The organism is Pseudomonas sp. GW704-F2 (genome assembly GCF_059423025.1).
The window spans coordinates 48,857-70,843 of record NZ_JBWKXO010000024.1 but is presented as its reverse complement, the minus strand read 5'-3'; the positions used below and the strand labels follow the sequence as shown (position 1 = coordinate 70,843).

The window sequence follows — 21,987 nt, the reverse complement described above, 5'->3', positions numbered from 1 at the left end:
CGTTCCTACAGATATCAGCGCTGCGCGTGGTGCGCAGCCGGCCTTTGAGCGATGGAGAACAGCAATGACCTCAGTATTCGACCGCGACGACATCCTGTTTCAGGTAGTGGTCAACCATGAAGAACAGTATTCGATCTGGCCCGACTACAAGGCCGTGCCGGAAGGCTGGCGCACCGTGGGCAAGAGCGGCATGAAGAAGGAGTGCCTGGCCTACATCGAAGAGGTCTGGACCGACATGCGTCCGTTGAGCCTGCGCCAGAAAATGGACGGCACCGCGCTGGCTTGAACCCGCGACACTGACATCAGCGAAGATCCAATGTGGGGCTCGACCGCTTGCTCCCACATTGACCCTCAGGACTCAGGCGTTCTTGTCTTTCTCCAGCCCGCCCGACGCGCCGGTCACCACTTGCACACTCAGGCGCGGCGTGGCCAGGTCCAGCCCGGCCTCGTCCAGATGACGTTTCAGCGACAGGTTGAACGCCCGCGACACCTCCCACTGCTTGATCGGCGCGGTCTTGAAGCGCGCCCGCAGAATCGCGCTGCCCGACTCGAAACTTTCCACGCCCTGAATCTCCAGCGGTGACCAGATATTGCGGCGTTGCAGCGGGTCGTTGCGCATTTTCTGGCCGACGTCGCGCATCAACTTGATCGCATCGTCGATTTCCATGTTGTAGGGGATCGCTACCCGGAAGATCGCGTAGCCGAACTCACGGGAGTAGTTCTTGATGCTCTTGATCTCGCTGAACGGGATGGTATGCACGATGCCGTCGATGTCGCGCAGGCGCACGGTACGGATGGTCAGGCCCTCGACCGTGCCGAGGTGGCCGCCGACGTCGACGTAGTCGTCGATGGCCAGGGAGTCTTCGATGATGATGAACAGGCCGGTGATCAAGTCCGCCACCAGCGACTGCGCGCCAAAACCGATGGCCAGGCCGATCACACCGGCACCGGCCAGCAGCGGCGTGACGTTCATGCCCATGTTGGCCAGGGCGACGATGGCGGCAATGATGAAGATGGTCACGAACAGCACGTTACGGATCAGCGGCATCATGGTTTGCGCACGGGCGTTGGCCAGGCCTTTGCGCGAACGGGTGAGGGCGTGATGGATCGCGGTGTCGCTGAGAATCCAGATCAGCCAGGCAAACAGCAGCGTGCCGCCGAGGCCGAACAGCTTGACGCTGATTTCATGGCCGTCGCCTTCGGTGAAGCGGATCAGCGACAGGCCCCAGACCCGTAGCCCCAGCTCGATAAACGTCAGCCACACCAGCAGGTGGGCGAGGGTGTAGACGAAACTCTTCAGGCGCTCGGAGTACAGCGCATGGCGCTTGTGCCCGCGTTGCGGCTTGAGGGCATGGCGGCGTACCAGGCCGTTGATCACCATGCACAGCACCAGCAACACCGTGCAGAGCAGCGACTGGCGCAAGGCGGTGCTGGTGTCGCCGGCGGAGACGAAGGTGGCGAACAGTGAAATGCCGACCAACAGCAGGGCCGGGATGTACCAGAAGGTGCCGATGATTTCGATTGTGTCGCTGAGGGCGCGGCGGGTCAGGCGACGGGACAGCGGCTGGTTGCGGATCAGGTGCGCAATCGGCCGGCGGAAGCGCAGGATGAACACGCCGGTGGACAACGCGGCCATCACATTGGCGACGGTTGCCGCCGTGTGCGCCAGGTGCTGGCCCAGCGCAGCGACCAGCCTGGGGTCGCCCAGGGCTTCGCCAAAGGCGGCGAAACTGCCGATCCACCACAACGGCCGGAACGCCTGGCGCCGCAGGATATACAACGCGTGACGGCGATGGGGGCCGTCCAGCACGGAGAATGCGATCACGCAGATCGCCGAGAAACAGGTGCCAACCACCAGGGCATACGCCAGCACCATCGCCAGGGATTTGCCCAGGGACGAGGGCAGCGCGTAACTCAGGTACACGGTGATTACCAGCGCGATCAGCCACGGCCCCAGTTTGCGCAGGGCGAAGCGCAGCAAGTCCCAGGTGCGCGGGTGTTGCGGCAGTTCTTCGGTCAGGCCGAAGCGCTCGCGCACCCGGTGGCTGAGCCAGATCAGCGCGGCAGCCAGCAGGCTCCACACGGCGAGGATCAGGGCAAAACCGAAGATGATCGGCAGCCATTCGCTGGCCGGCAGCATCAAGGCCTTGAGTTCATCCGTGGCCATGTCCACTTCGTCGGACCAGCGTCCCAGCGGGCTGTCGGCGCCGGAAAACTGCTGCTCAAGGCCGGACAACGTGCTGCCGATCAGCCCGAGCACGCCTTGTTCGGCGGCCGGCTGGGCCTTTTGCGCGGTCTGGCGCAGCTTTTTCAGGTCGTTCAGCAACTGGGTGCGCTGCTGGTCGTTTTCCAGGGTCTTGATCACCTCGTCCAGCGACTGCCCCAGCGGCAGCTCGGCCTGGGGTTGCGGCTTGCTGGTGCCACCCAGCAGCCCGGGCAAACCCATGGCCTGGGCCGGGGCGAGCGGGAGCAGGGTGAGCAGGGCGATCAGCAAACAGCAGGGCAGGGCAAGCAGACGGGAAAGCACGAGGCGGTCAACCTTGAAAACGACGAATTGACCGAGTGTACGAGGCCCCTATGCCCAATGCGAGTGCATTTGTTATTCAGCGAGTTTAGCGAGGATCTTGTAAACCACGGTGCCCAGAATCAACAGCATGCCGATCCACATGCCGAACACGCCGAGGGGCTTGTCGCGAAAATTGAAGCCGACCGCGAGCATGATCATGCCGATCAGGATAGGGATGAGCATGGCGTGGAAGGAGGACATGGTGATCATGAGGCGATGGCCTTCTCAGAGTGGGAATACTGACAAGTCTAGGTGGGATTGCGGGAAATGCAGGTGATATAGATCAGGTCCACGCGAAGCCAAATGTGGGAGGGGGCTTGCTCCCACATGTTTAACTGCATCCGGCCTTTGGATCAGGGCAGATCGCGGCTTGCGTAGAACGCGCCGAGCACTTTCACCAGATGTGCCAGATCATGGCTGCCGCACAGTTCGCGAATGGAGTGCATGGCGAACGTCGGCAAACCGATGTCGACGGTCCGCACGCCCAGGTGGCTGGCGGTGATCGGGCCGATGGTCGAGCCGCAACCCATGTCGCTGCGCACCACAAAGCTCTGCACCGGGACTTCCTCGGCCATGCACAGGTGGCGGAAGAAACCGGCGGTTTCGCTGTTGGTGGCGTAGCGCTGGTTGCTGTTGACCTTGATCACCGGGCCGGCATTGAGTTTCGGGCCGTGGTTGGCGTCATGCTTGTCGGCATAGTTCGGGTGGACGCCGTGGGCATTGTCGGCCGATACCAGCAGCGATTTCTGAATGGTGCGGACAAATTCATCACCTTCGGGCAGCAGGCGGCGCAGGGTCTGCTCGAGCATCGGGCCATCGGCACCGCAGGCCGAGCAGGAGCCGACTTCTTCGTGGTCGTTGCACACCAGCACGCAGGTTTCATCGGTCTCGCTGGTGAGCAAGGCTTGCAGGCCGGCGTAGCACGACAGCAGGTTGTCCAGGCGGGCGCCGGCGATGAAGTCGCCATTGAGGCCGATCACGGCGGCGCTTTGGGTGTCGTAGAAGCTCAGCTCGTAATCGAGCACCACATCGGCGTTCAGCCCGTGCTCGCGGGCCAACTGCTCGGTGAGCACGGCGCGGAAGTCCACGCGCTCGTCGCCGGCGAATTGCGCGAGGATCGGCGGCAGTTCGGTCTGGGCATTGATCGCCCAGCCCTGGTTGGCTTCACGGTTCAGGTGGATCGCCAGGTTGGGGATGATGGCAATCGGCAGCTTGAAGTCGATCAGCTGGCTTTCGACCTTGCCGTCGCGGCGGAAGGTCACGCGGCCGGCCAGGGACAGGTCGCGGTCGAACCACGGCGCCAGTAATGCGCCGCCGTAGACTTCGACGCCCAGTTGCCAGAAACCCTGGCGTTGCAGCTCGGGTTGTGGCTTGACCCGCAGGCACGGGCTGTCGGTGTGGGCGCCGACCAGGCGGATACCGCCCTGCAGCGGCGAGTGGCGGCCGAGCTTGAAGGCGATGATCGCGGAGTCGTTGCGGGTCACGTAATAGCGCCCGTTGGCTTCGGTGGTCCAGGTGTCGCGCTCGTCGAGACGCTGGTAACCGGCCGCTTCGAGGCGTTGGGCCAGGGCCGCAGTGGCATGAAAAGGAGTAGGGGAGGCCTTGAGGAAGTCGATCAGGCCTTGATTCAACGCTTCGCGCATAAATAGCTCCAGACAGCAATGCCGCAAGTTTACCGTTCGATGGCAAGAAGTGCACAAAACAAATGTGGGAGGGGGCTTGCCCCGATGGCGGAGTGTCAGTCACTGCATTTGTTCACTGACCCACTGCAATCCCCTCCCACATTTGACGGTGTTTACAGCTTTAGAAGGGGGCCGGGCACTCGAAGCGCAGCCGCTCGCCGCTTTGCGGGTGGGTGAAGCTCAGCATGCTCGCGTGCAGGCACAGGCGCGGCCAGGCGGCCAGGGCTTGTTCATGGGCGTACAAGCCGTCGCCGAGCAGCGGGTGGCCGATGGAAAGCATGTGTACCCGCAACTGGTGCGAGCGCCCGGTGATCGGCGTCAGCTCGACGCGGCACCAGTCACCGCAACGTTCCAGCACCTTCCAGAAGGTCAGCGCATGCTTGCCGAACTCGTGGTCGACCACATGGCGTGGCTTGGTCGGCGGATCGTAGCGCAGGGGCAGGTCGATGCTGCCGCTGTCCAGTTCCGGTTGACCCCAGGCCAGGGCGGTGTAGGCCTTTTCGGTTTCGCGGTCATGAAACTGGCGGGACAGTTCGCGGTGGGTGTCGGCGTCCCGCGCGAGCAGGATGATCCCGGAAGTTTCCCAATCCAGGCGATGGACGATTCGGGCCTCTGGGTAGCCGTTTTCCTGCAGACGGGTGATCAGGCAGTCCTTGTTGTCGTCGGCGCGGCCGGGCACCGAGAGCAGCAGAGTCGGCTTGTTCACCACCAGGACGGCGGCGTCCTGGTAGAGGATATGGATGTTGGACAACGGCATTAAACAGCCTCGTAACAAACGCCAACGGCGGCTCGATCACCCGGCTCCCGCAAAGGGATCAAGGTGACGGAGCCGCCGTGGCGACCGCCCTTTCGATCAACGATCGGGCAGGGTGATATTGAGTTCCAGAATCGAGCAGCTGCCGTCGTTTTCCAGGGCGACATGTACGTCGTCGTTACCGATATTGACGTACTTGCGGATCACTTCGACCAGTTCCTTCTGCAAGGCTGGCAGGTAGTCCGGGGTGCTGCGTTGGCCGCGTTCGTGCGCCACGATGATCTGTAGACGCTCTTTCGCTACCGACGCGGTACTTGGCTTTTTGTTGGCGCGAAAGAAGTCGAGAAATTTCATTGTTTAGTTGCCTCCAAAGATACGCTCGAAGAATCCCTTCTTCTTGACATCGAGGAAGCGGTGTTCCACGGTCTTGCCCAGTAAGCGATCAACCGCGTCGCTGTACGCCTGGCCGGCGTCGCTCTGGTCGTCCAGAATCACCGGGACGCCCTGGTTGGAGGCCTTCAGCACCGCCTGGGACTCGGGAATGACACCCAGCAGGGTCACTGCGAGGATCTCTTTGACGTCTTCAACGCCGAGCATCTCGCCATTGCTGACGCGCTCAGGGTTGTAGCGGGTGAGCAGCAGGTGCTCCTTGATCGGGTCTTCGCCTTTTTCGGCGCGCTGGGACTTGCTGGCCAGCAGGCCGAGCATGCGGTCCGAGTCACGTACCGAGGAGACTTCCGGGTTGGTCACCACGATGGCTTCGTCGGCGAAGTACATCGCCAGGTGAGCACCAGTTTCGATACCGGCCGGGGAGTCGCACACCACGTATTCGAAGGTTTCCTTCAGTTCAGCGAGGACTTTGCCTACGCCTTCCTTGGTGAGCGCATCTTTGTCGCGGGTCTGGCTGGCGGCCAGTACGTACAGGTTCTCAAGGCGCTTGTCCTTGATCAGGGCCTGTTGCAGGTTGGCTTCACCGTTGACCACGTTGACGAAGTCGTACACCACGCGGCGTTCGCAGCCCATGATCAGGTCGAGGTTACGCAAACCGACGTCGAAGTCGACGATGACTGTCTTGTGGCCGCGCAGAGCGAGGCCGGTACCGATAGCGGCGCTGGTGGTGGTCTTACCCACACCACCCTTGCCGGATGTAACCACGAGAATCTTGGCCAAGGTGTTTCACCCCTAAGGAAAAAGGACTTTTCAGCCCCCGAAAAACATCTCTTGGAACTCGCTGCAGGCGGACAGCCTTTGTAGGGAAAAGAGGTGGTTTCCGCGGGGAAACGCCAACTTCAAATGAGTCCTACGCAAGTCTTGCCGGTTTCGCTGTGCTATCAGAGTCTAGAGATGCTTGGAAAATGCGGCAGTATCCGTTAAAGACGGATGATGTTCAACACATCGCCCGACAGGCTGACTTGTACCGCGGCGCCCCACAGTGGATCGCGGCGCAAATCTTCTGAAACCTTGTACTGACCTGCGATCGACACGAGTTCAGCGGTCAACTGCTGGCAAAAAATACGTGCCTTGGTATCACCCTTGATGCCGGCGAGGGCACGTCCGCGCATGGGGCCGTATACATGGATGTTGCCATCGGCCAGAAGTTCCGCGCCCGGACTGACCGACGAGATCACCACCAGGTCGCCGCCCTGGGCGTAAATCTGCTGCCCGCCGCGCACGGGGGAGGTGATGATCTTGGTCGGCTTGACCGTCGGCTCCGGCGGTTTTTCCGGTTTTTTCTTCACTTCACCGGCCAGCGGATCGAGTGGGCGCTCGCGGGCACCGGACGGTGGCAGTACTGGCAGTTCAATAGCGATGGCGGCGGCAATGTCTTCGATACGGCTGGCACGAATCGCCAGGGTGCGCAGGCCATGGGAGCGGCACACGCGCATCAGGCCCGGCAGGTCGATTGCGCCTTGGCCGGCTGGCAGCTTGTCCAGGGCCAGCACCAGCGGCGCGTTGTTGAAAAAGTTCGGTGCCAGGGCGACCTTGGCGGCGAGCTGGCGGTCCAGGGCGTCGAGGTCATTGCGGGCCAATTCCAGCACGGTAATGGCGAGCATGCTGCCTTTCAGCTGGAACACGGGATCTTGGTCTAGCGGTTCGGTTTGGCTCATGGTCGGCAAAAGCGGCTTGTCACGAAAAGTGTCGAGACTTATAACGAGAACAACCACTGGCCGCAAGCCGAGTCGAACCGTTGTAGAATGCGCGGCCCTTGTCTTTACCGGAATCTGTAATGGATCGCCCGCGTTTTCGAGCTGTATTTTTTCACCCGCGATTTTGGCTGCTATGGCTGGGACTCGGCCTGCTGTGGCTGGTCACTCAATTGCCATACCGCGTGCTGCTGACCATTGGTCGCCTGCTGGGCGCGGGCATGTACCGCGTGGCCGGCGAACGTCGCCGCATCGCCGCGCGCAACCTGGAACTGTGCTTCCCGGAAAAGTCCGCGCAAGAGCGTAAACATTTGCTCAAGGAAAACTTCGCCTCCACCGGCATCGCCTTCTTTGAAATGGCCATGAGTTGGTGGTGGTCGCGCCAGCGCCTGGCGCGGCTGGCCCACGTCGAAGGCCTGGAGCACCTCAAGCAGGCTCAGTTGGACGGCAAGGGCGTGATCCTTATGGCCCTGCATTTCACCACCCTGGAAATCGGCGCGGCCCTGCTCGGGCAAAAACACACGATCGATGGCATGTACCGCGAGCACGGCAACCCGCTGTTCGACTTTATCCAGCGCCGTGGCCGCGAGCGCCACAACCTCGACTCCCTGGCCGTGGAGCGTGAAGACGTGCGCGGCATGCTCAAGCTGCTGCGCGCCGGCCGCGCCATCTGGTACGCGCCGGACCAGGACTACGGCGCCAAGCAAAGTATCTTCGTGCCGCTGTTCGGCATCCAGGCCGCCACCGTGACCGCTACCAGCAAGTTCGCCCGCCTGGGCAAGGCGCTGGTGGTGCCGTTTACCCAGGAGCGCCTGGCCGACGGCAGCGGTTATCGCCTGGTGATCCACCCGCCGTTGAGCGATTTCCCCGGCGAGAGCGATGAGATCGATTGCCTGCGGATCAACCAGTGGGTCGAGACCTCGGTGCGCGAATGCCCCGAGCAATACCTGTGGACCCATCGCCGCTTCAAGAGCCGGCCGCCGGGTGAGCCCAGGTTGTACGAAAAACGCCGTCGGTAAGACCCGCCTTTCTCTACATGGAGTGACGCAATGCGCCCAGCTGAACCGGTTACAGGCTTGATTCTTTCCGGCGGCGGGGCGCGTGCGGCGTATCAGGTGGGGGTACTGGCGGCGATTGCCGAGTTGCTGCCGCCGGGCGCGGCCAATCCGTTTCCGGTGATCGTTGGCACATCGGCCGGCGCGATCAACGCGGTGAGCCTGGCCAGCGGCGCCATGGACTTCAGCGCGGCGATCGAGCGTCTGACGGCGTTCTGGCAGGGCTTTCGCAGCCACCTGGTGCTGCGCAGCGATTGGCCGGGGGTGATTCACCAGGCCGCTCGTTTCTGTTTCCACAGCCTGCTCGGCCTGGGCGCCCAGGTCCCGGTGGCGCTGCTCAACAGCGCGCCGCTACGGGATCTGCTGCACGAGATGCTGCACCTGGATGGCATCGACCAGGCCATCCGCGAAAAACACCTGAAGGCGGTGGCGGTCACGGCCTTCGGTTACGAGTCCGGGCAAGCAGTGACCTTTTATCAGGGCGGCGGCACCATCGATGCCTGGCTGCGCCATCGACGTATCGGTGTGCCCAGCCGGCTCACGGTCGAACACCTGTTGGCCAGTTCGGCGATCCCCTTGCTGTTTGCTCCGGTGAAGCTCGACCAGGAGTATTTCGGCGATGGCGCGGTGCGGCAATCGGCCCCCATCAGCCCGGCCTTGCACCTGGGCGCCAGCCGCGTGCTGGTGGTGGGTGTCAGCGGCAACCCGCGCGGCGTCGAGCATGAACACGCCTCGCAGCGCGCCTACACTGGCCAGCAGCCGACCCTGGCGCAGATCGGTGGGCACATGCTCAACAGCACGTTCATTGACAGCCTGGAAAGCGATATCGAGTTGCTGGAGCGCTTGAACCAGTTCAGCCATTTCCAGCCCGCCGACAGCGCGGCCCGGGGCCTGGCGCCGGTGGATGTGCTGGTGATTGCGCCGAGTCAGCCGATCGATGAAATCGCGGCGCGGCATCGGCAGGAATTGCCCGCGGCGTTGCGCCTGTTCCTGCGCGGGCCAGGTGCGACCAAGACCAGCGGGGCGGGGGTGCTCAGTTACTTGCTGTTCGAGGCGGGGTATTGCAGTGAGTTGATCGAGTTGGGGCGCAGTGATGCGCTGGCCAAGCGCGAGGAGATAACCCGGTTTTTGGGGCTGTCCCCTAGCTGAATTTGGGAGCAGGCACGCCAGCTCCCCCATCAGGCCGGCGGTGTGGTCAGAAGTGGTACTTGACCAAAAAGCTCGCCGTATCCTGGTTGGTCTTGAACGCGCCGGAATCTTCGATCCCATACTTGTTCTTCCAGTAGTCGTACTCAAAGCCGACGTACAGCTGTTTCTCGCCCCAGTTCAACGCCTTGCCCAGGTCATATTTGACTTGTGGGTTGAAGTGCAGGTTGGCGTGATAAGTGCCACGGGCGTTCTTGTCGTTGTCGACCACCCAATCCATATAGCCGTCGATCAGGATGTTGGAGTTGCCCACGGGAAGGGTGTACGACCACACCGGGGTGATCTGCCACACACCGTCGCCTGGGCGATTGCCTTCGGTCTGGCGCTGGTAGAAGTTCAACTGGAAGTAGTCGAAACCAGGGATGTTCAGGTCGAAGCCCGGGCCCAGCAGGTACGATTCGTTATCGCCTTCGCCGAACTCATAAGTGAATGCCAGCAATACATCTTTGATCGGTCCGAAGGACAAGTCCTTGTCGAAAATCTTGCCGAACGATAGACGCGGGCTGAACTCGCCGTAGTAAGTACTGGGGCCGACGTTGCCGTCTTCCTTGCCGTTGTAAAAGATGCGGTCGAGGAAAAAGAAGTTGTCGCCGTACTTCCACGCATCGGCGTGTTCAAACGTGACGGTCTGTTGGATCTGCGGGTTGACGGTGAAGTTTTTGCCCCACAGGTACGTCAGGCTGTTGTTCTGCCACTGCAACAAGTCGCCGGCAACGGCTTGGCCGCCCGCCAGCAGGGTTGCCGCCAGCATCAGGCCCTTGAACATAGGTTTCATTCGGTTGCTCCCGAGTTAAAGTTTTATGGTTTTTCTTCTAAGCAGGCGCTCTGGTGTGGCGCCTTTTGGTTCGCTGAAAAAATCGTCTGTTCGGTCAGCTTTAATGCTTTTAGCAAGAGCTGCGCCAAGGTGTAAAAAAAGCCAAAAAAATCCCCGTCGGCTGCAGCGGCTGCAGTCGAATTCAGAGGGCTTTTGCGCACTTGGGCCGCCGCCCGCAGGCCGGGATAAGTTGGCCTTGCAGTCAGCTTTTACATTCGCTGTTTTTTTTTCAGTCGATTCGAGCGGGCGCGGAGAATACTGGCTCCAAAGCCTTGGCTCAAGTGCGCTGTTAGAGCGCGCGTGGGGCGAGAATGGGGCACGGCTCGTGGCCGTCCCCAGGTCAAAGGTGTACATGTGGGCGTTCCCTGTTCGTTATTGTTTTTGTTGTGACGAAGGAATCAATGAGTGTGGGCGACGGCGGGTCGTTCAGAACCGCCCACATTGGGATCTGTGTGAGTCAGTCAGTTCGTGCGGGCGCCCTGGTTGATCCAGGTGCCGATCAGGTCGCGTTCCTGCTGGGTCATCTGGGTGATGTTGCCCAGCGGCATGATCTGGCTCGCCACGGCCTGCGCCTGAATGCGCGCGGCCTGTTGCTGGATCTGCGTCGGCGTGTCGAACATCACCCCCGCCGGTGCGGTGCTGAACAGCGGGCTGGTGGGCTTGGCCGAATGGCACACGGCGCAGCGTGCCTGGATCACCCCATGCACCTTGTCGAAGTCGACCGTCGCCTGGGCCGGCGCGGGTGCCGCAGCGGGGGCGGCCGGTGCGACGGGTTTCTCGCCGCCGCCCAATGCGGTCTCCGGCAACGGCTGGTACTCGATGGCCGCCGGTGCCTTGGCCACTTCGGCGATCGGCCTGGGCCCGGTGACATACGCCAGGCAAATCATCGCCAACGCGCCCACCGGCAAGGTCCAGGCATATTTCTGGCTGTTGTGCCGGGTGTTGAAATAATGCCGCACCAACACCGCCGCCACGGCGATCCCCGCCAGGATCAGCCAGTTGTAGTGGCTGCCGTAGGTGCTCGGGAAGTGGTTGCTGATCATGATGAACAGCACTGGCAAGGTGAAGTAGTTGTTGTGCCGTGAACGCAGCAAGCCCTTGGCCGGCAGGGCCGGGTCCGGCGTGCGCTGCTCCGCGATCGCCGCCACCAGCGCGCGTTGCGCCGGCATGATGATGCGGAACACGTTGCCCACCATGATGGTGCCAATGATCGCCCCCACATGCAGGTACGCGCCCCGGCCACTGAACACTGTGCTGAAGCCGTATGCCGCCGCGATCAACAGCACGAACAGGATCAAGCCGAGCAGGGCCGGGCGTTTGCCCAGGGCCGAGTCGCAGAGAAAGGAGTAGATGAACCAGCCGGCGAACAGTGAGCCGATGCCCAGCAACACGCCTTCGGTGCCGCTCAGGCTGCTGCCGGGGGCGAGCAGGTACAGTGTCGGGTTGAGGTAGAACACCACGCACAGCAGCGCGACGCCCGACATCCAGGTGAAATAGGCTTCCCATTTGAACCAGTGCAGGTTGTCCGGCATGGTCGGCGGGGCCAGTTTGTATTTTTCCAGGTGGTAGATACCGCCACCGTGGATCGCCCACAAGTCACCGGACAGGCCGTCCTTGGGGTTGACGCGGTTGAGGTTGTTTTCCAGCCAGACGAAGTAAAACGACGCGCCGATCCAGGCCACGCCAGTGATCATATGAACCCAGCGCACGCTGAGGTTCAGCCATTCCAACAGATGTGCTTCCACAGTCTTTACCTCTCGCCTGTCACCCTTGTTGTCGGGTGATCCGGCCTTCTCTTATTGGTGGGGGGCGAGGATCAACCGCTCATCCTCTTTGAAAAAATGCTCATCGCAGTTATTGCCTGTGCCACTGCGATCAACCACCAGGAAGTCATCCCGCTTTTCGATCGTCAGCACCGGGTGGTGCCAGACGCCGCGATGGTAATTAATGCCCTGCCTGCCGTTGGTGACGAAGGCGCGGACCAAGCCTGATACAGGTGCGTCGCCAAGTGGCGCGACCACGATCAGAAAGGGGTTGCCGAGCAGCGGAATGAAGGCTTGGCTGCCCAGCGGGTGTCGCTCCAGCATGCACACGGTCAGCGGCATTTCCAGCGCGTCGGCGCGGAAGATGCTGATGATGGCGTGGTCTTGCGGCTGGGCGGTTTCCACCGTTGCCAGCTTGTGAAAACGCATGGTCGACCCGTTGTTGATCATGAAGTGCTCGCTGCCGTCGGTTTCGATCACGTCTCCGAAGGGGGCGAAGGCTTCTTTGGTCAGGGGTTCGATCATCAGTGTGCGCATGGCTGGCTTCTTAATCTGTTGGGTTATTGATGGACCGTTGTAGAAGCAAGCTTGCTCGCGAAGGTCGTCAACGATAACGCGTGCATCCTGAATGAACGCGGTGTCCTTGAGTTTTTCGCGAGCAAGCTCGCTCCTACAGGTTCAGCATGACTTGGCGACCTTGCCCAGGACGCGCAGGCGACTCACACCGCCATCCGGGAACACGTTCAGGCGGATGTGGGTGATCGGCCCCAGCGCCTTGATCTGCTCGGCGAAGGTGTGTTCGGCGTGCATTTCCAGCTTCTGCGCCGGCAGCAGTTCGCGCCAGAACAGCGATTGAGTTTCGATCTGGCTGTCGGTGCCGCCTTTCACGAACGCGGCCTGGATCGAGCAGGTGTCCGGGTAGTTGCCCTTGAAGTGCAGGGTGTCGACGATGACTTTCTCGATCTCGCCCGCATGCCCCAGCGCGACGATCACCCAGTCATTGCCTGGCGTGCGACGCCGCGCGGTTTCCCAGCCGTCGCCCATGTTGACGCCACGGCCGGGGTTGAGGAGGTTGCCCATGCGGCCGAAGTGTTCGTCGGAACAGGCCAGGGCGCGACCGCCGTTCAGCGCTGCCGCCAGGTCGACCTGTTCGTTGTCGCCCACCGCGGACCAGTCGCGGAACGGTACGCCGTACACGCGCAGACGGGCCACGCCGCCATCCGGGTAGATGTTGAAGCGCAGGTGGCTGAACGCCTGGTCATGGTTGATTGCGTGGTAGTGGTGGCTGTTGCCTTGCAGCTCGACGGCCGACAGCACTTCCACCCACTGGGTGCTGTCATCCGGCTCGCCCGAGGCGAGGAAGCAGGCTTCCAGGGAGGCCGACGGCGGGAAGTTGCCGGTGAAGAATGAAGTGTCGATGTCCACGCCTTTGATCGAGCCGGGTGCGCCCAGGCGGATCACCGCGCTGTCGTAGCCTTCGAAGCGCTTGCGGCGCGACTCCCAGCCGTCCATCCACTTGCCGTTGTCATCGAAAACGCCCTCCTTCCACACAGCCGGGGTTGGCTGGAACAGGCGGTTGGCGTCGGCGAACCAGTCATCGGTCACCGAGATGATTTTGGTGCCGAGGCGGGCGTCGGCCAGGTTGACGAACTTCTCGAAAGGTACGGGTTGCGCTTTCATTCTTCTTGTCTGCCTTGGATAGAGTGGCTGGGGATGGTCGTTTAGAGGGTCAGTAAGCGGAACAACGCGATCTTGTTGATCTCGTCCAGCGCGCACTTGAACTCGGTGTCGACCGGGTGGTGGATGCGCGTTTCGAACGCTTTGATGATCTGATGCCGGTTGCTGCCTTTTACCGCCATGATGAAGGGAAACTTGAACTTGGCCTTGTAGGCCTCATTCAGCTCGGTGAAGCGTGAGAACTCTTCGGCCGTGCATTGGTGAATACCGGCGCCGGCTTGTTCATGAGTGCTGGCTTCGGTCAGTTGGCCCTGGACGGCTGCACGGCCTGCCAGGTCCGGGTGAGCGTTGATCAGCGCCAGTTGCGTGGCGTGATCGGCGCTGAGCAGGATATCGCGCATGCGCTGGTGCAGGGTTTCGATCTCGTCGAGCGAAGCGTCCTGCCCCAGGTCGAAGGCTTTTTCGGCCACCCATGGCGAATGTTCGTAGATGTCGGCAAAGGCGCTGATGAATGCATCACGGCTCAAGGTCGACGGTTTGACGGTCTGGAACCTGGTCATTGCGCCGCACCCTTATAAGGGTGAGTGGCGTGCCAGTGGCGGGCGATGTCGACCCGGCGGGTGAACCACACCTGTTCATGGCCCTTGGCGTATTCGATAAAGCGCTTCAACGCCGCGAGGCGCGCCGGGCGGCCGATCAGGCGGCAGTGCAGGCCAATGGAAAGCATCTTCGGCGCGTCGGCGCCTTCGGCGTAGAGCACGTCGAAAGCGTCTTTGAGGTACTCGAAAAAGTCATCGCCCTTGTTGAAGCCTTGCACCTGGGTGAAGCGCATGTCGTTGGTGTCCAGGGTGTAAGGGATCACCAGGTGCTGCTTGCCGGTGGGGTTGTTGGGTTCCCAGTAGGGCAGGTCGTCGTCGTAGGTGTCGCAGTCGTAGAGGAAGCCGCCTTCCTCCATCACCAGGCGCCGCGTATTCGGACCGGTGCGGCCGGTGTACCAGCCCAGCGGGCGTTCGCCGGTCAGTTCGGTGAGGATGCGGATGGCTTCGAGCATATGCTCGCGCTCCTGGGCCTCGTCCATGTACTGGTAGTCGATCCAGCGGTAGCCGTGGCTGCAGATTTCATGGCCGGCGGCGACCATCGCGCGGATCACGTCCGGGTGGCGCTGGGCGGCCATGGCCACGGCGAAGACGGTCAGCGGGATATCGAATGCTTTAAACAATTTGAGGATGCGCCACACGCCGGCACGGCTGCCGTATTCGTACAGCGACTCCATGCTCATGTTGCGCTCGCCTTGCAGCGGCTGGGCCGAGACCATTTCCGAAAGGAAGGCTTCGGACTCTTTGTCACCGTGCAAGATATTGCGCTCGCCGCCTTCTTCGTAGTTGAGTACAAAAGACAACGCAATGCGTGCCTTGCCCGGCCAGTGGGGGTGAGGAGGGTTACTGCCGTAACCGATCAGGTCGCGTGGGTAGTCAGCGCTCACTGCAGTCTTCCTTCTTGTGCGTGGTAGCGGTGGGTGTGGCGGCCGGGCAGTGAAAAGACTGAGTGGCGTCACAGCGATGAGTGATTGTATACAACTTATTCGCCACTTTGTAAGCCCGGATTTCTGCATTTTTTCCGCAACGCTCACCTTCAAGGGTGTAGCAAGAAACTTGCCTGACTGGTCAGCTAATGGACAAAAGGTCGTTTAAAAGCAAGGATGACTCATGAATCGGCCGGTCGCGCCAGGCCAGTGGAAGGATCGCAAGGTTTGTGATTTTTATTGTGTACAATTTTTTTGAAAAGTGTCTTAATCGGCCCACACCAGCTTTTTCGCTGCCCTGAAAAAGTGCGGCACTCATTTCTATTGACCTCGGGAGGCGCGTACACGCCATGGGACGTTTGACCACACACGTTTTGGACGCCGCTCACGGCTGTCCCGGCAGCAGCATCACGGTTGAGCTGTACCGCGTCGACGGCGCGCAACTGGAACTGGTCGCCACTGCCGTCACCAACAGCGACGGCCGCTGCGACGCACCGTTGCTGCAAGGCGACGCCTACCGCAGCGGTGTGTACCAACTGCAATTCAGCGCCGGCGACTATTACCGGGCGCGCGGCGTGCAATTGCCGGAGCCGGCGTTCCTCGACGTGGTGGTGCTGCGCTTCGGCATCAGCGCCGAACAGGAGCACTACCATGTGCCGCTGTTGATTTCGCCCTACAGCTATTCCACCTATCGCGGTAGCTGAGCCTTACCCCCTCGACGCTCTTCGTTGGTTTTTTTGCCCGCCCACACTGCGGGCTTTTTTATGTCGCTTGCGCATGCAACTATCTAGCGCCTTTTGCCCTGCGGCGCTGCCTAGGCTGGGTGTTTTCCTCATGCAGAAGAAAACCCCATGACCTCGTCCCCCGACCACGCGAGTGCTTCACCCGACACCGTTAATGCCGACGACCCGGACCTTGCCGCCCAAGTACAAACGCAGGCGATTCGCGAGCAACTGATACGGCGGATCAACGCCTACACGCACCCCAGTCGCCTGATCAATCGAATTGCGCTTGCCGACGCGCGTTGCGTCGCCGCGACACGCGCACTGGCGCGGCTGATAGGCCGTTCGCCGAAAGTCTTGACGGTCATCCGCGCCGAGCTGCGCAAAGCGTTCGAAATGGACCCGGACCACCTATTGTTCAGCGAGCCCAAGCCGCCCGCCGCGCCGCGCAAAGTCGAGAGCCTGACCGAGCGGGCGTTGGCGTTGCTGGTTCTGCCGACGGTGGTGATCAACGTCAATCAATTCACCGCCCTGAGTGTCAAAGACGCGCCGGAACGGCACTTGCCGTATACGCCGCTGGAAGCCCTGCGCCGCGTCGTCGCGCTGCAGCTGTTCGAGCGGCTCGCCCATGCGGTGAGCGCCTACTGGGACTGCCTGGCGCAGGGCACCTGGCTCACACGCCGGGAACGCTGGGTCGAGTTGCACACGGAGCTGTTTGCGGACCGGGCCTTTTTGGCGTGGCAACTGGACGAGCTATCGCGTGCGGGATTCGCCATGGTTCAGGCCCTGATCGATGCGCCCAGCGCCGAGGCGCGCCGACGTGCGGGCGGGGCTTGGGCTACGCTGCGCGTCGGCCAGTTGCTGTGGCCGGGGGTATCGGCGGTCGCGATCCCAGGGGCACTGCATCTGTATCGCGAGGGCGACCCCAGCGATGCGCCGCATGTGGTTTACCTGCCGGGTGGGGGCCGCAACTTCTACGAGTACCCGTCCTTCGCCGCCCTGCAGGACGGCCTGCTGGCGCTGGACCGGTCGCGGTTCCACGCACTCTGGCAGTGCCTGCCGTTAAGTCGGCGCGATAACGTGTACCGCCCCGCTGCCTTGTCTGCGACGAGCGCCTTTATGCGCGGCCTGCCGCTGATGGCCGATGCGCTGGCGCTGGGTGCCGAGGCCTTGCTGAGTGGGCAATGGAGCAACGAGTTGGCGTGTGCGGCGAAGATGAATGACGGCTACGTGTTTTCCGAAGGGCGGCCTCGACTGCCGGATGCCGCACCGTTTCTGGCCGCGGTCGAAGAGGCGAGGCAGCAATGGGTCGGCGGCGCTCGGCTTGGCGTGATCGGCGCGCAATTACTCAAGTGGGACCGGCAACGCCGAGGCGCAGAAATCATCTTCGCCAGCACGGCCTCCGGCCTGGCCCTGCACACGGCGCAGCGTCAGGTCGCACGCTACGAAGATGCGCTGCTCGCGCTGCTGGTCCCGGCTGATCCCAGCGCGGATACCCTGGCGTACCGGGTCATTGCGTCGCTGATGAGCCAAATTGACGTGCATATCCAAGCGTTGAATACGTTGATGCAAGATGCCGGGCAACGGCTGCTGGAGTTGGCTTTTTGGGCTGAACGTCCGGGGGGAGCGGGTACGCTCAGGCGCGTGTCGTTGTTTATGCAGGCCCAAACCGGGGCCCTGCGTTGCGAGGTGGAGTTGCAACACCGCCTCAAGCGGATCAGTACGGCGCATCGCGCCCTGATGATCGAGGTGGTCGACCAACCCTTGGCCAGCCGTCGCCCGGGCAGTCTTGCCCAAGTGCTGTCGATCGCGGTGGGCAGCGCGCCGGACGCTTTCTACCCGCTCCATAACGTGTGGGTGGTGACCACGGCTGCGGCGCTAGAGCGCTCGTCGCGCCAACTGCCGGTGGTGCTTTACGCTTTCGGCGTGGAGGGTGGGATCAAGGCGTTTGCCGGGCTGGACGCGTTGACCCGCAGCCTCAAGGCAAGCCTGAACAGCCCAGACGACTCGGTGTTGTGGCGCTGCGTCGAGCACGATAAACGCGCCGACCTGCGCGCCCATGCCGCCGCGCAAACACTCGACGTGCGCTACGTTGAAATCAACGGCAAGCCCGCGCTGGCTGCGCTCAAGAAACTGCTGGGGAGCTACGACCGCTTACACCGCAGCAGCGAGGACATCACGCGGGTGTTCAGCGAAGTGACGGATGCCGACCTGAGCCGCGCGCTGCTGATGGTCGATCTGGACGCGCAGTTGAAGATCCCGCCCAATAACGCCCTGAGCCAGGCGCTGGCCAATATTGAGCTGCTGCGCACGGCGGCGTCTGAGGCGAAAACGTTGCCCGCCTGGCTCGCGCACGCACCACGGGCCCAGCGTCAACACTTCAAGCGCTTGCTGCGCTTGTACCTGGGCAACGCGTTGGCCTTCAAAAGCCGGCTGGAGCAATGCCTGCCTGATCTGAACACCTTTGCCCGGCGCGCCTTGATCGCCCGTTTGCGCGAGGACGGTTTTTTTCCGCAGTTGGATATCGACCAAGCGTTGATTGAGATGCCCGATGATGTCCACGGCGCTTTCTGTGGCTGGACCAGTGGCTGCGCCGTGGGCGATCGCCGCATCGTGCTGACCCCGACCGCGACGCGCACCTCCTTCAGCTTGCTGCAACTGGCGCTGCATAACCTGGACCCGCTGGCACCCTGGACGCAGTGGCGATTCGATCATGCGCGTTATCTGCAACCCGAGTGGAAGCAGCGCCTCAATGCGGCTTACTTGATCGACCTGGTGTCTTCGCTGGACATCGGTGGCCGCTACGATGCCCTGATCCACCAAGTTTATTATCCCCGTCGTGAAACCGACCGTGTGCTCAGCAACGGACGTATCCCTGGGTTATTGAATCGCGCCTTGCAAGCGGGCGCTGCATATCACCTGTTCGATGCGGTGCAACGGGGGCTGACGGCAACGGCACAAAGCCTGTTCAAGACAGCGATGGTGGCACGCACGCCGCAGGACCTGTCGAGCAGTCAGCACCCGCTGCAGTTGTACGTGGTCCATCTGGTCGGCCACACCCTGCAGCATGATCGCTATGTCGCAGGGATCGTCGCGGTACATGACCCGCGTACCGACCTGTGCGTGGTTTACTGGCCCGATGCGCCGTCGGCCCTGGTCCTGACCGAGTACAGCAGCCTGCAACAGGCCCACGCTGCATTGAACCGCATCGGTGCGTTAGCGGATAACGTCAAGACACTGGCGCGGCAGGTCGCGCCGGGCTGGGCATTCGAGGCGCTCCCCCAGCCACCGGAGGGGGTCGATGCGCGCGCCCAGGCCGCCAAAACGCTGAAAGCCATACCGGCGTTTTTCATGATGAAGGGCATCTGGCGGGGGATCGACTTCGTGCGCTCATTCGGCATCAAGCACCTGGAACCTGCGGTGGTGCTCGAGGAGATCGAAGCCCAGACCCTTGAACAGATCGCCAGTGCTCCGCAGGACTGGCTCGCGCTTGTGGCCGTGCCCCACTGCAACGCCCAGGCATTGCTCTACCACGCCAGCGTGCAGGAGCTGCAACGCCGCACTCAAGCGGCCAGTCATTCCGGCAAGGCGTTGGAGCACTATCGGAACCAGCGCCTGAATGAGCAGGGTGATACCCGCGCACGGGCGCTGGTGGGGTTTTTTTCGCCGTTGTACGGGACGTTCAATGACTTCCATGAGCTGCTGCTGGTGTCACGGCGTTATCACCGTTTCGGCGACCCCCGGGACGCGGTCGATGTGGGTTTCATGAGCGCCTTTATGGTGATCGACGTGTTGCTGAACTTTGTCCCCGGCCCCAGGAAAGTCGGACGTGTCGGCGCAGGTGTCGCGCGGCCGGCGCTGAGGGCCGTGCTGGGGCGGCTACATCGTTTACGGATGGCGACGGATGCCGGGGTTTCCCGCGTGGCAACGCCGCCCTTGACTCGGCTCAAGGCCTTGGATCGCTTCAAAATCAACGGCGTGCCTGAGGGCGCCGTTGCGCTGAAAGGGCCGGACACGGCAGGCGTGCAGGTGAAACACGGTGAGCTCTTTGTGGCGGACGACACCCACACTTACCCCCTTTACCGACGTGGAGACGAACCGGCGTTTCGCCTGAAGAACCCGCAGGCGCCGGGGCAGGACGAACTGATTTTGCACATCCACCAGTCCAAGGAATGGTTACTCGGCGCGGATGCACCGCAACCGGTCGCGGGCACCAGTTCCGGGGTGCTCAACCCATGGCGTCCACCCGTGACGCCGCCACCGGACTGGCGCCCACCGACGGTGCGCGCCGCTACGGAAAGCCGCATTTATCGCTCGTCTGCGCCGAACACCGAGTGGTTCGCCTGGCGCGCGCGCGTGCCCACGGGCCAAGTGCCTGGCTCCTCGGCGTTCGGCACGTTTCATGTGCATATGGACCCGCCGGGGTTTCCCTACGATGTCATCTATATCGGCGCCCAGTACGACCGCCCGACGGCATCGGGGGTGGGCTATTACCGGGTGCTGGCGCCGGGGGACAGTGCGCCCTGGAGCGGCCTTGCATTCATTACCAAGGATGAACCGCTGGTATCACTGGCCCGGGCGGACCTTGAGCGCTGGACAGACACTGCGCTGGAGGAACAGCCCATCCCGGTATCACGCACCCAGGCGGGCGAGTGGCGGCTCCACGCGCCGTTGTTCGACACGCCGTTGGAACGGTCTGTCGCCACGGCGTTCCCGAACCTTACTACCCATAGCCGCAGCATGGCCGTCGCCCGGCTGGTCGAACTGGCCGATACTTCTCGCTCGGCGACGGCCAGCCACCTGCTCAATGTGCGTGCAGCGCTGGACAATTGGTTGACCCCCACCGCCAACCGGCTGGGCCAGACTGATGATTTGCTGAGAATGCTGCGGCCCACCGAAAGCAGCGGCCGATCGATCTATATCGGCTTCGACGGCAAGGCACCGGGCTTCACTCGCGTCGACTTCAACGTCGCCGGCCTGGACCCGACCCTGCGCACCGGCGGCCGCGCGCGTGCGCCGCAGCGGGAGATTGCACAGCGCGCAGCCGTCAAGCGCGTGCTCGAACAGCAGGGCTTCGACGTGCAGGAACTGCAGGTCATGCGCGGCAAAAAGCCCAGCCATGAATTGCTCGTGACACATTCGCGCTGCGGTTCAAACAAACTGTACTACGTGTCGTTGCATTGGCTTGGGCGCGGCTCTGTGCCGTTGGAAAACCGCCTGACAGACCATTGGTTCAATGCCGCAATCATCAGACACCCGACCTCGCTGGCGTTGGCTGCGGTCAAGAGTGCGCTGCGGGAAAACCGTCTGGTTCGGATCGCCGCCGGCATTCAGTGGCAGGCGACGGGGTCGGTCCGCCCCAGCGTGTATTTTGTCAAAGTGACCCCGCTCTGACGTTGAGCAGCGAGACCGCGCCAGCCGCCCCGAACAGCCCGGCACTGGTGCGGTTGAACCAGCTCTGGCCGTTGCCGCTGCGCAGATAGCGTGCCGCGCCGTGGGCGCCAAGGCCGTAGGCGAGCTTGCACAACAGGTCGAGCACGGTCCAGGTGGCGATCATCACCAGCAGTTGCGGCAGAAACGGCTGTTGGCTGCTGAGGAACTGCGGCAGGAAGGCGGCGAAGAACAGAATGTCCTTGGGGTTGCTGGCGCCCAGCACAAACGCACGGCCAAACAAGGCGCGAAAACGCGGCGTGGCGACGGCCAGGGGCACCACCGCGCCGTGGGCCGGTTGGCGCGATTGCTGCCAGCTCTGCCAGGCGAGGTAAAACAGGTAGAGCGCGCCGACTATCTTCAAGGCGCTGAACAATTGTTCCGACGCGAGCAACAGCGCACCCAGGCCGAGTGCCGAGGCACTCAACAGGCAGATCGAGGCGAACACGCCGCCGAGGAACGCCGGGTACGAACGGCGCAGGCCGTAGTTCAAGCTGTTGCTGATCATCAGCAACGACAGGGGACCGGGGATCAGGATCACCACCAGCGCGGCGCCGCTGAACAGCAGCCAGGTTTCCAGGTTCATTCACAGTGCTCCTTTCATGCAAAAGCCTCACCCAAAGGTGAGGCGGTTTCTTCGGGGGTTGCCGAC

General features: G+C 62.4%; 20 protein-coding genes. 5 read left to right on the top strand and 15 right to left on the bottom strand.

Translation table 11 applies throughout. The features are described 5' to 3' along the window. The first annotated feature begins 64 nt into the window (after positions 1-64). Positions 65-286 (top strand): MbtH family protein, encoded by a 222-nt coding sequence (locus AC07W0_RS20215; RefSeq protein ID WP_017845810.1) that lies wholly within the window; start codon positions 65-67, stop codon positions 284-286. A 72-nt stretch (positions 287-358) separates the two neighbouring features. Here the strand turns inward: AC07W0_RS20215 and AC07W0_RS20210 are convergent, their stop codons facing one another. The 7 genes from AC07W0_RS20210 to minC all read right to left on the bottom strand — a co-directional run bounded on the left by AC07W0_RS20210 (position 359) and on the right by minC (position 7,110). Next, a complete protein-coding gene (locus AC07W0_RS20210) occupies positions 359-2,527 on the bottom strand; it encodes a mechanosensitive ion channel family protein (protein WP_102618023.1) in 2,169 nt (722 codons plus the stop codon). A 72-nt stretch (positions 2,528-2,599) separates the two neighbouring features. Next, entirely contained in the window at positions 2,600-2,776 is a 177-nt protein-coding gene (locus AC07W0_RS20205; protein ID WP_017845812.1) for a hypothetical protein, read from the bottom strand. A 143-nt stretch (positions 2,777-2,919) separates the two neighbouring features. Next, positions 2,920-4,209: a M18 family aminopeptidase gene (locus AC07W0_RS20200; protein WP_017845813.1), complete on the bottom strand. Its 1,290-nt coding sequence runs from the start codon at positions 4,207-4,209 to the stop codon at positions 2,920-2,922. 160 nt (positions 4,210-4,369) lie between these two features. Further along, positions 4,370-5,005: an RluA family pseudouridine synthase gene (locus AC07W0_RS20195; protein ID WP_015885133.1), complete on the bottom strand. Its 636-nt coding sequence runs from the start codon at positions 5,003-5,005 to the stop codon at positions 4,370-4,372. A gap of 96 nt (positions 5,006-5,101) precedes the next feature. Then, a complete protein-coding gene (gene minE, locus AC07W0_RS20190; protein ID WP_003175252.1) occupies positions 5,102-5,356 on the bottom strand; it encodes a cell division topological specificity factor MinE in 255 nt (84 codons plus the stop codon). Positions 5,357-5,359: 3 nt separating this feature from the next. Beyond that, positions 5,360-6,172, bottom strand: a complete 813-nt coding sequence (minD, locus tag AC07W0_RS20185) for a septum site-determining protein MinD (RefSeq protein ID WP_003209098.1) — start codon at positions 6,170-6,172, stop codon at positions 5,360-5,362. Positions 6,173-6,372: 200 nt separating this feature from the next. Continuing rightward, positions 6,373-7,110 (bottom strand): septum site-determining protein MinC, encoded by a 738-nt coding sequence (gene minC, locus AC07W0_RS20180; protein ID WP_017845814.1) that lies wholly within the window; start codon positions 7,108-7,110, stop codon positions 6,373-6,375. A 119-nt stretch (positions 7,111-7,229) separates the two neighbouring features. Here minC and AC07W0_RS20175 point away from each other — a divergent pair, with 119 nt between their 5' ends. Both AC07W0_RS20175 and AC07W0_RS20170 read left to right on the top strand, forming a co-directional pair. Continuing rightward, the gene (locus AC07W0_RS20175; RefSeq protein WP_102618022.1) at positions 7,230-8,165 is read left to right on the top strand and encodes a lipid A biosynthesis lauroyl acyltransferase; all 936 of its coding nucleotides are present in this window, start codon (positions 7,230-7,232) and stop codon (positions 8,163-8,165) included. Between the two features lie 30 nt (positions 8,166-8,195). Beyond that, complete coding sequence (locus AC07W0_RS20170; RefSeq protein ID WP_017845816.1) at positions 8,196-9,350, top strand: patatin-like phospholipase family protein; 1,155 nt, start codon at positions 8,196-8,198, stop codon at positions 9,348-9,350. Positions 9,351-9,396: 46 nt separating this feature from the next. On the opposite strand, the gene AC07W0_RS20165 is transcribed toward AC07W0_RS20170, so the two are convergent. The 7 genes from AC07W0_RS20165 to puuE form a co-directional block, all read right to left on the bottom strand. Beyond that, positions 9,397-10,182 carry an outer membrane protein OmpK gene (locus tag AC07W0_RS20165; protein ID WP_026139882.1) on the bottom strand — a complete coding sequence of 262 codons (786 nt, stop codon included), beginning with the start codon at positions 10,180-10,182 and terminating at the stop codon, positions 9,397-9,399. Positions 10,183-10,197: 15 nt separating this feature from the next. Beyond that, entirely contained in the window at positions 10,198-10,575 is a 378-nt protein-coding gene (locus AC07W0_RS20160) for a hypothetical protein (RefSeq protein WP_126589161.1), read from the bottom strand. Positions 10,576-10,682: 107 nt separating this feature from the next. Continuing rightward, on the bottom strand, positions 10,683-11,966 hold the full coding sequence (locus tag AC07W0_RS20155; RefSeq protein ID WP_017845818.1) for a urate hydroxylase PuuD: 1,284 nt from the start codon (positions 11,964-11,966) through the stop codon (positions 10,683-10,685). Between the two features lie 51 nt (positions 11,967-12,017). Then, a complete protein-coding gene (locus AC07W0_RS20150) occupies positions 12,018-12,521 on the bottom strand; it encodes an ureidoglycolate lyase (protein ID WP_017845819.1) in 504 nt (167 codons plus the stop codon). 141 nt (positions 12,522-12,662) lie between these two features. Continuing rightward, positions 12,663-13,664, bottom strand: coding sequence for an allantoicase (gene alc / locus AC07W0_RS20145; RefSeq protein ID WP_017845820.1), 1,002 nt, complete (start codon positions 13,662-13,664; stop codon positions 12,663-12,665). Positions 13,665-13,705: 41 nt separating this feature from the next. Next, positions 13,706-14,221, bottom strand: coding sequence for a 2-oxo-4-hydroxy-4-carboxy-5-ureidoimidazoline decarboxylase (gene uraD / locus AC07W0_RS20140; RefSeq protein ID WP_017845821.1), 516 nt, complete (start codon positions 14,219-14,221; stop codon positions 13,706-13,708). Beyond that, entirely contained in the window at positions 14,218-15,144 is a 927-nt protein-coding gene (puuE, locus tag AC07W0_RS20135) for an allantoinase PuuE (RefSeq protein ID WP_102618021.1), read from the bottom strand. Before puuE ends, uraD begins: the two co-directional genes overlap by 4 nt. Before the next feature lie 389 nt (positions 15,145-15,533). Here puuE and uraH point away from each other — a divergent pair, with 389 nt between their 5' ends. Continuing rightward, entirely contained in the window at positions 15,534-15,887 is a 354-nt protein-coding gene (gene uraH / locus AC07W0_RS20130) for a hydroxyisourate hydrolase (RefSeq protein ID WP_017845823.1), read from the top strand. Positions 15,888-16,034: 147 nt separating this feature from the next. Beyond that, entirely contained in the window at positions 16,035-21,299 is a 5,265-nt protein-coding gene (locus AC07W0_RS20125; RefSeq protein ID WP_102618020.1) for a dermonecrotic toxin domain-containing protein, read from the top strand. Here the strand turns inward: AC07W0_RS20125 and AC07W0_RS20120 are convergent. After that, positions 21,280-21,921, bottom strand: a complete 642-nt coding sequence (locus AC07W0_RS20120) for a LysE family translocator (RefSeq protein ID WP_057003890.1) — start codon at positions 21,919-21,921, stop codon at positions 21,280-21,282. The genes AC07W0_RS20125 and AC07W0_RS20120 overlap by 20 nt on opposite strands. Positions 21,922-21,987 lie beyond the last annotated feature (66 nt).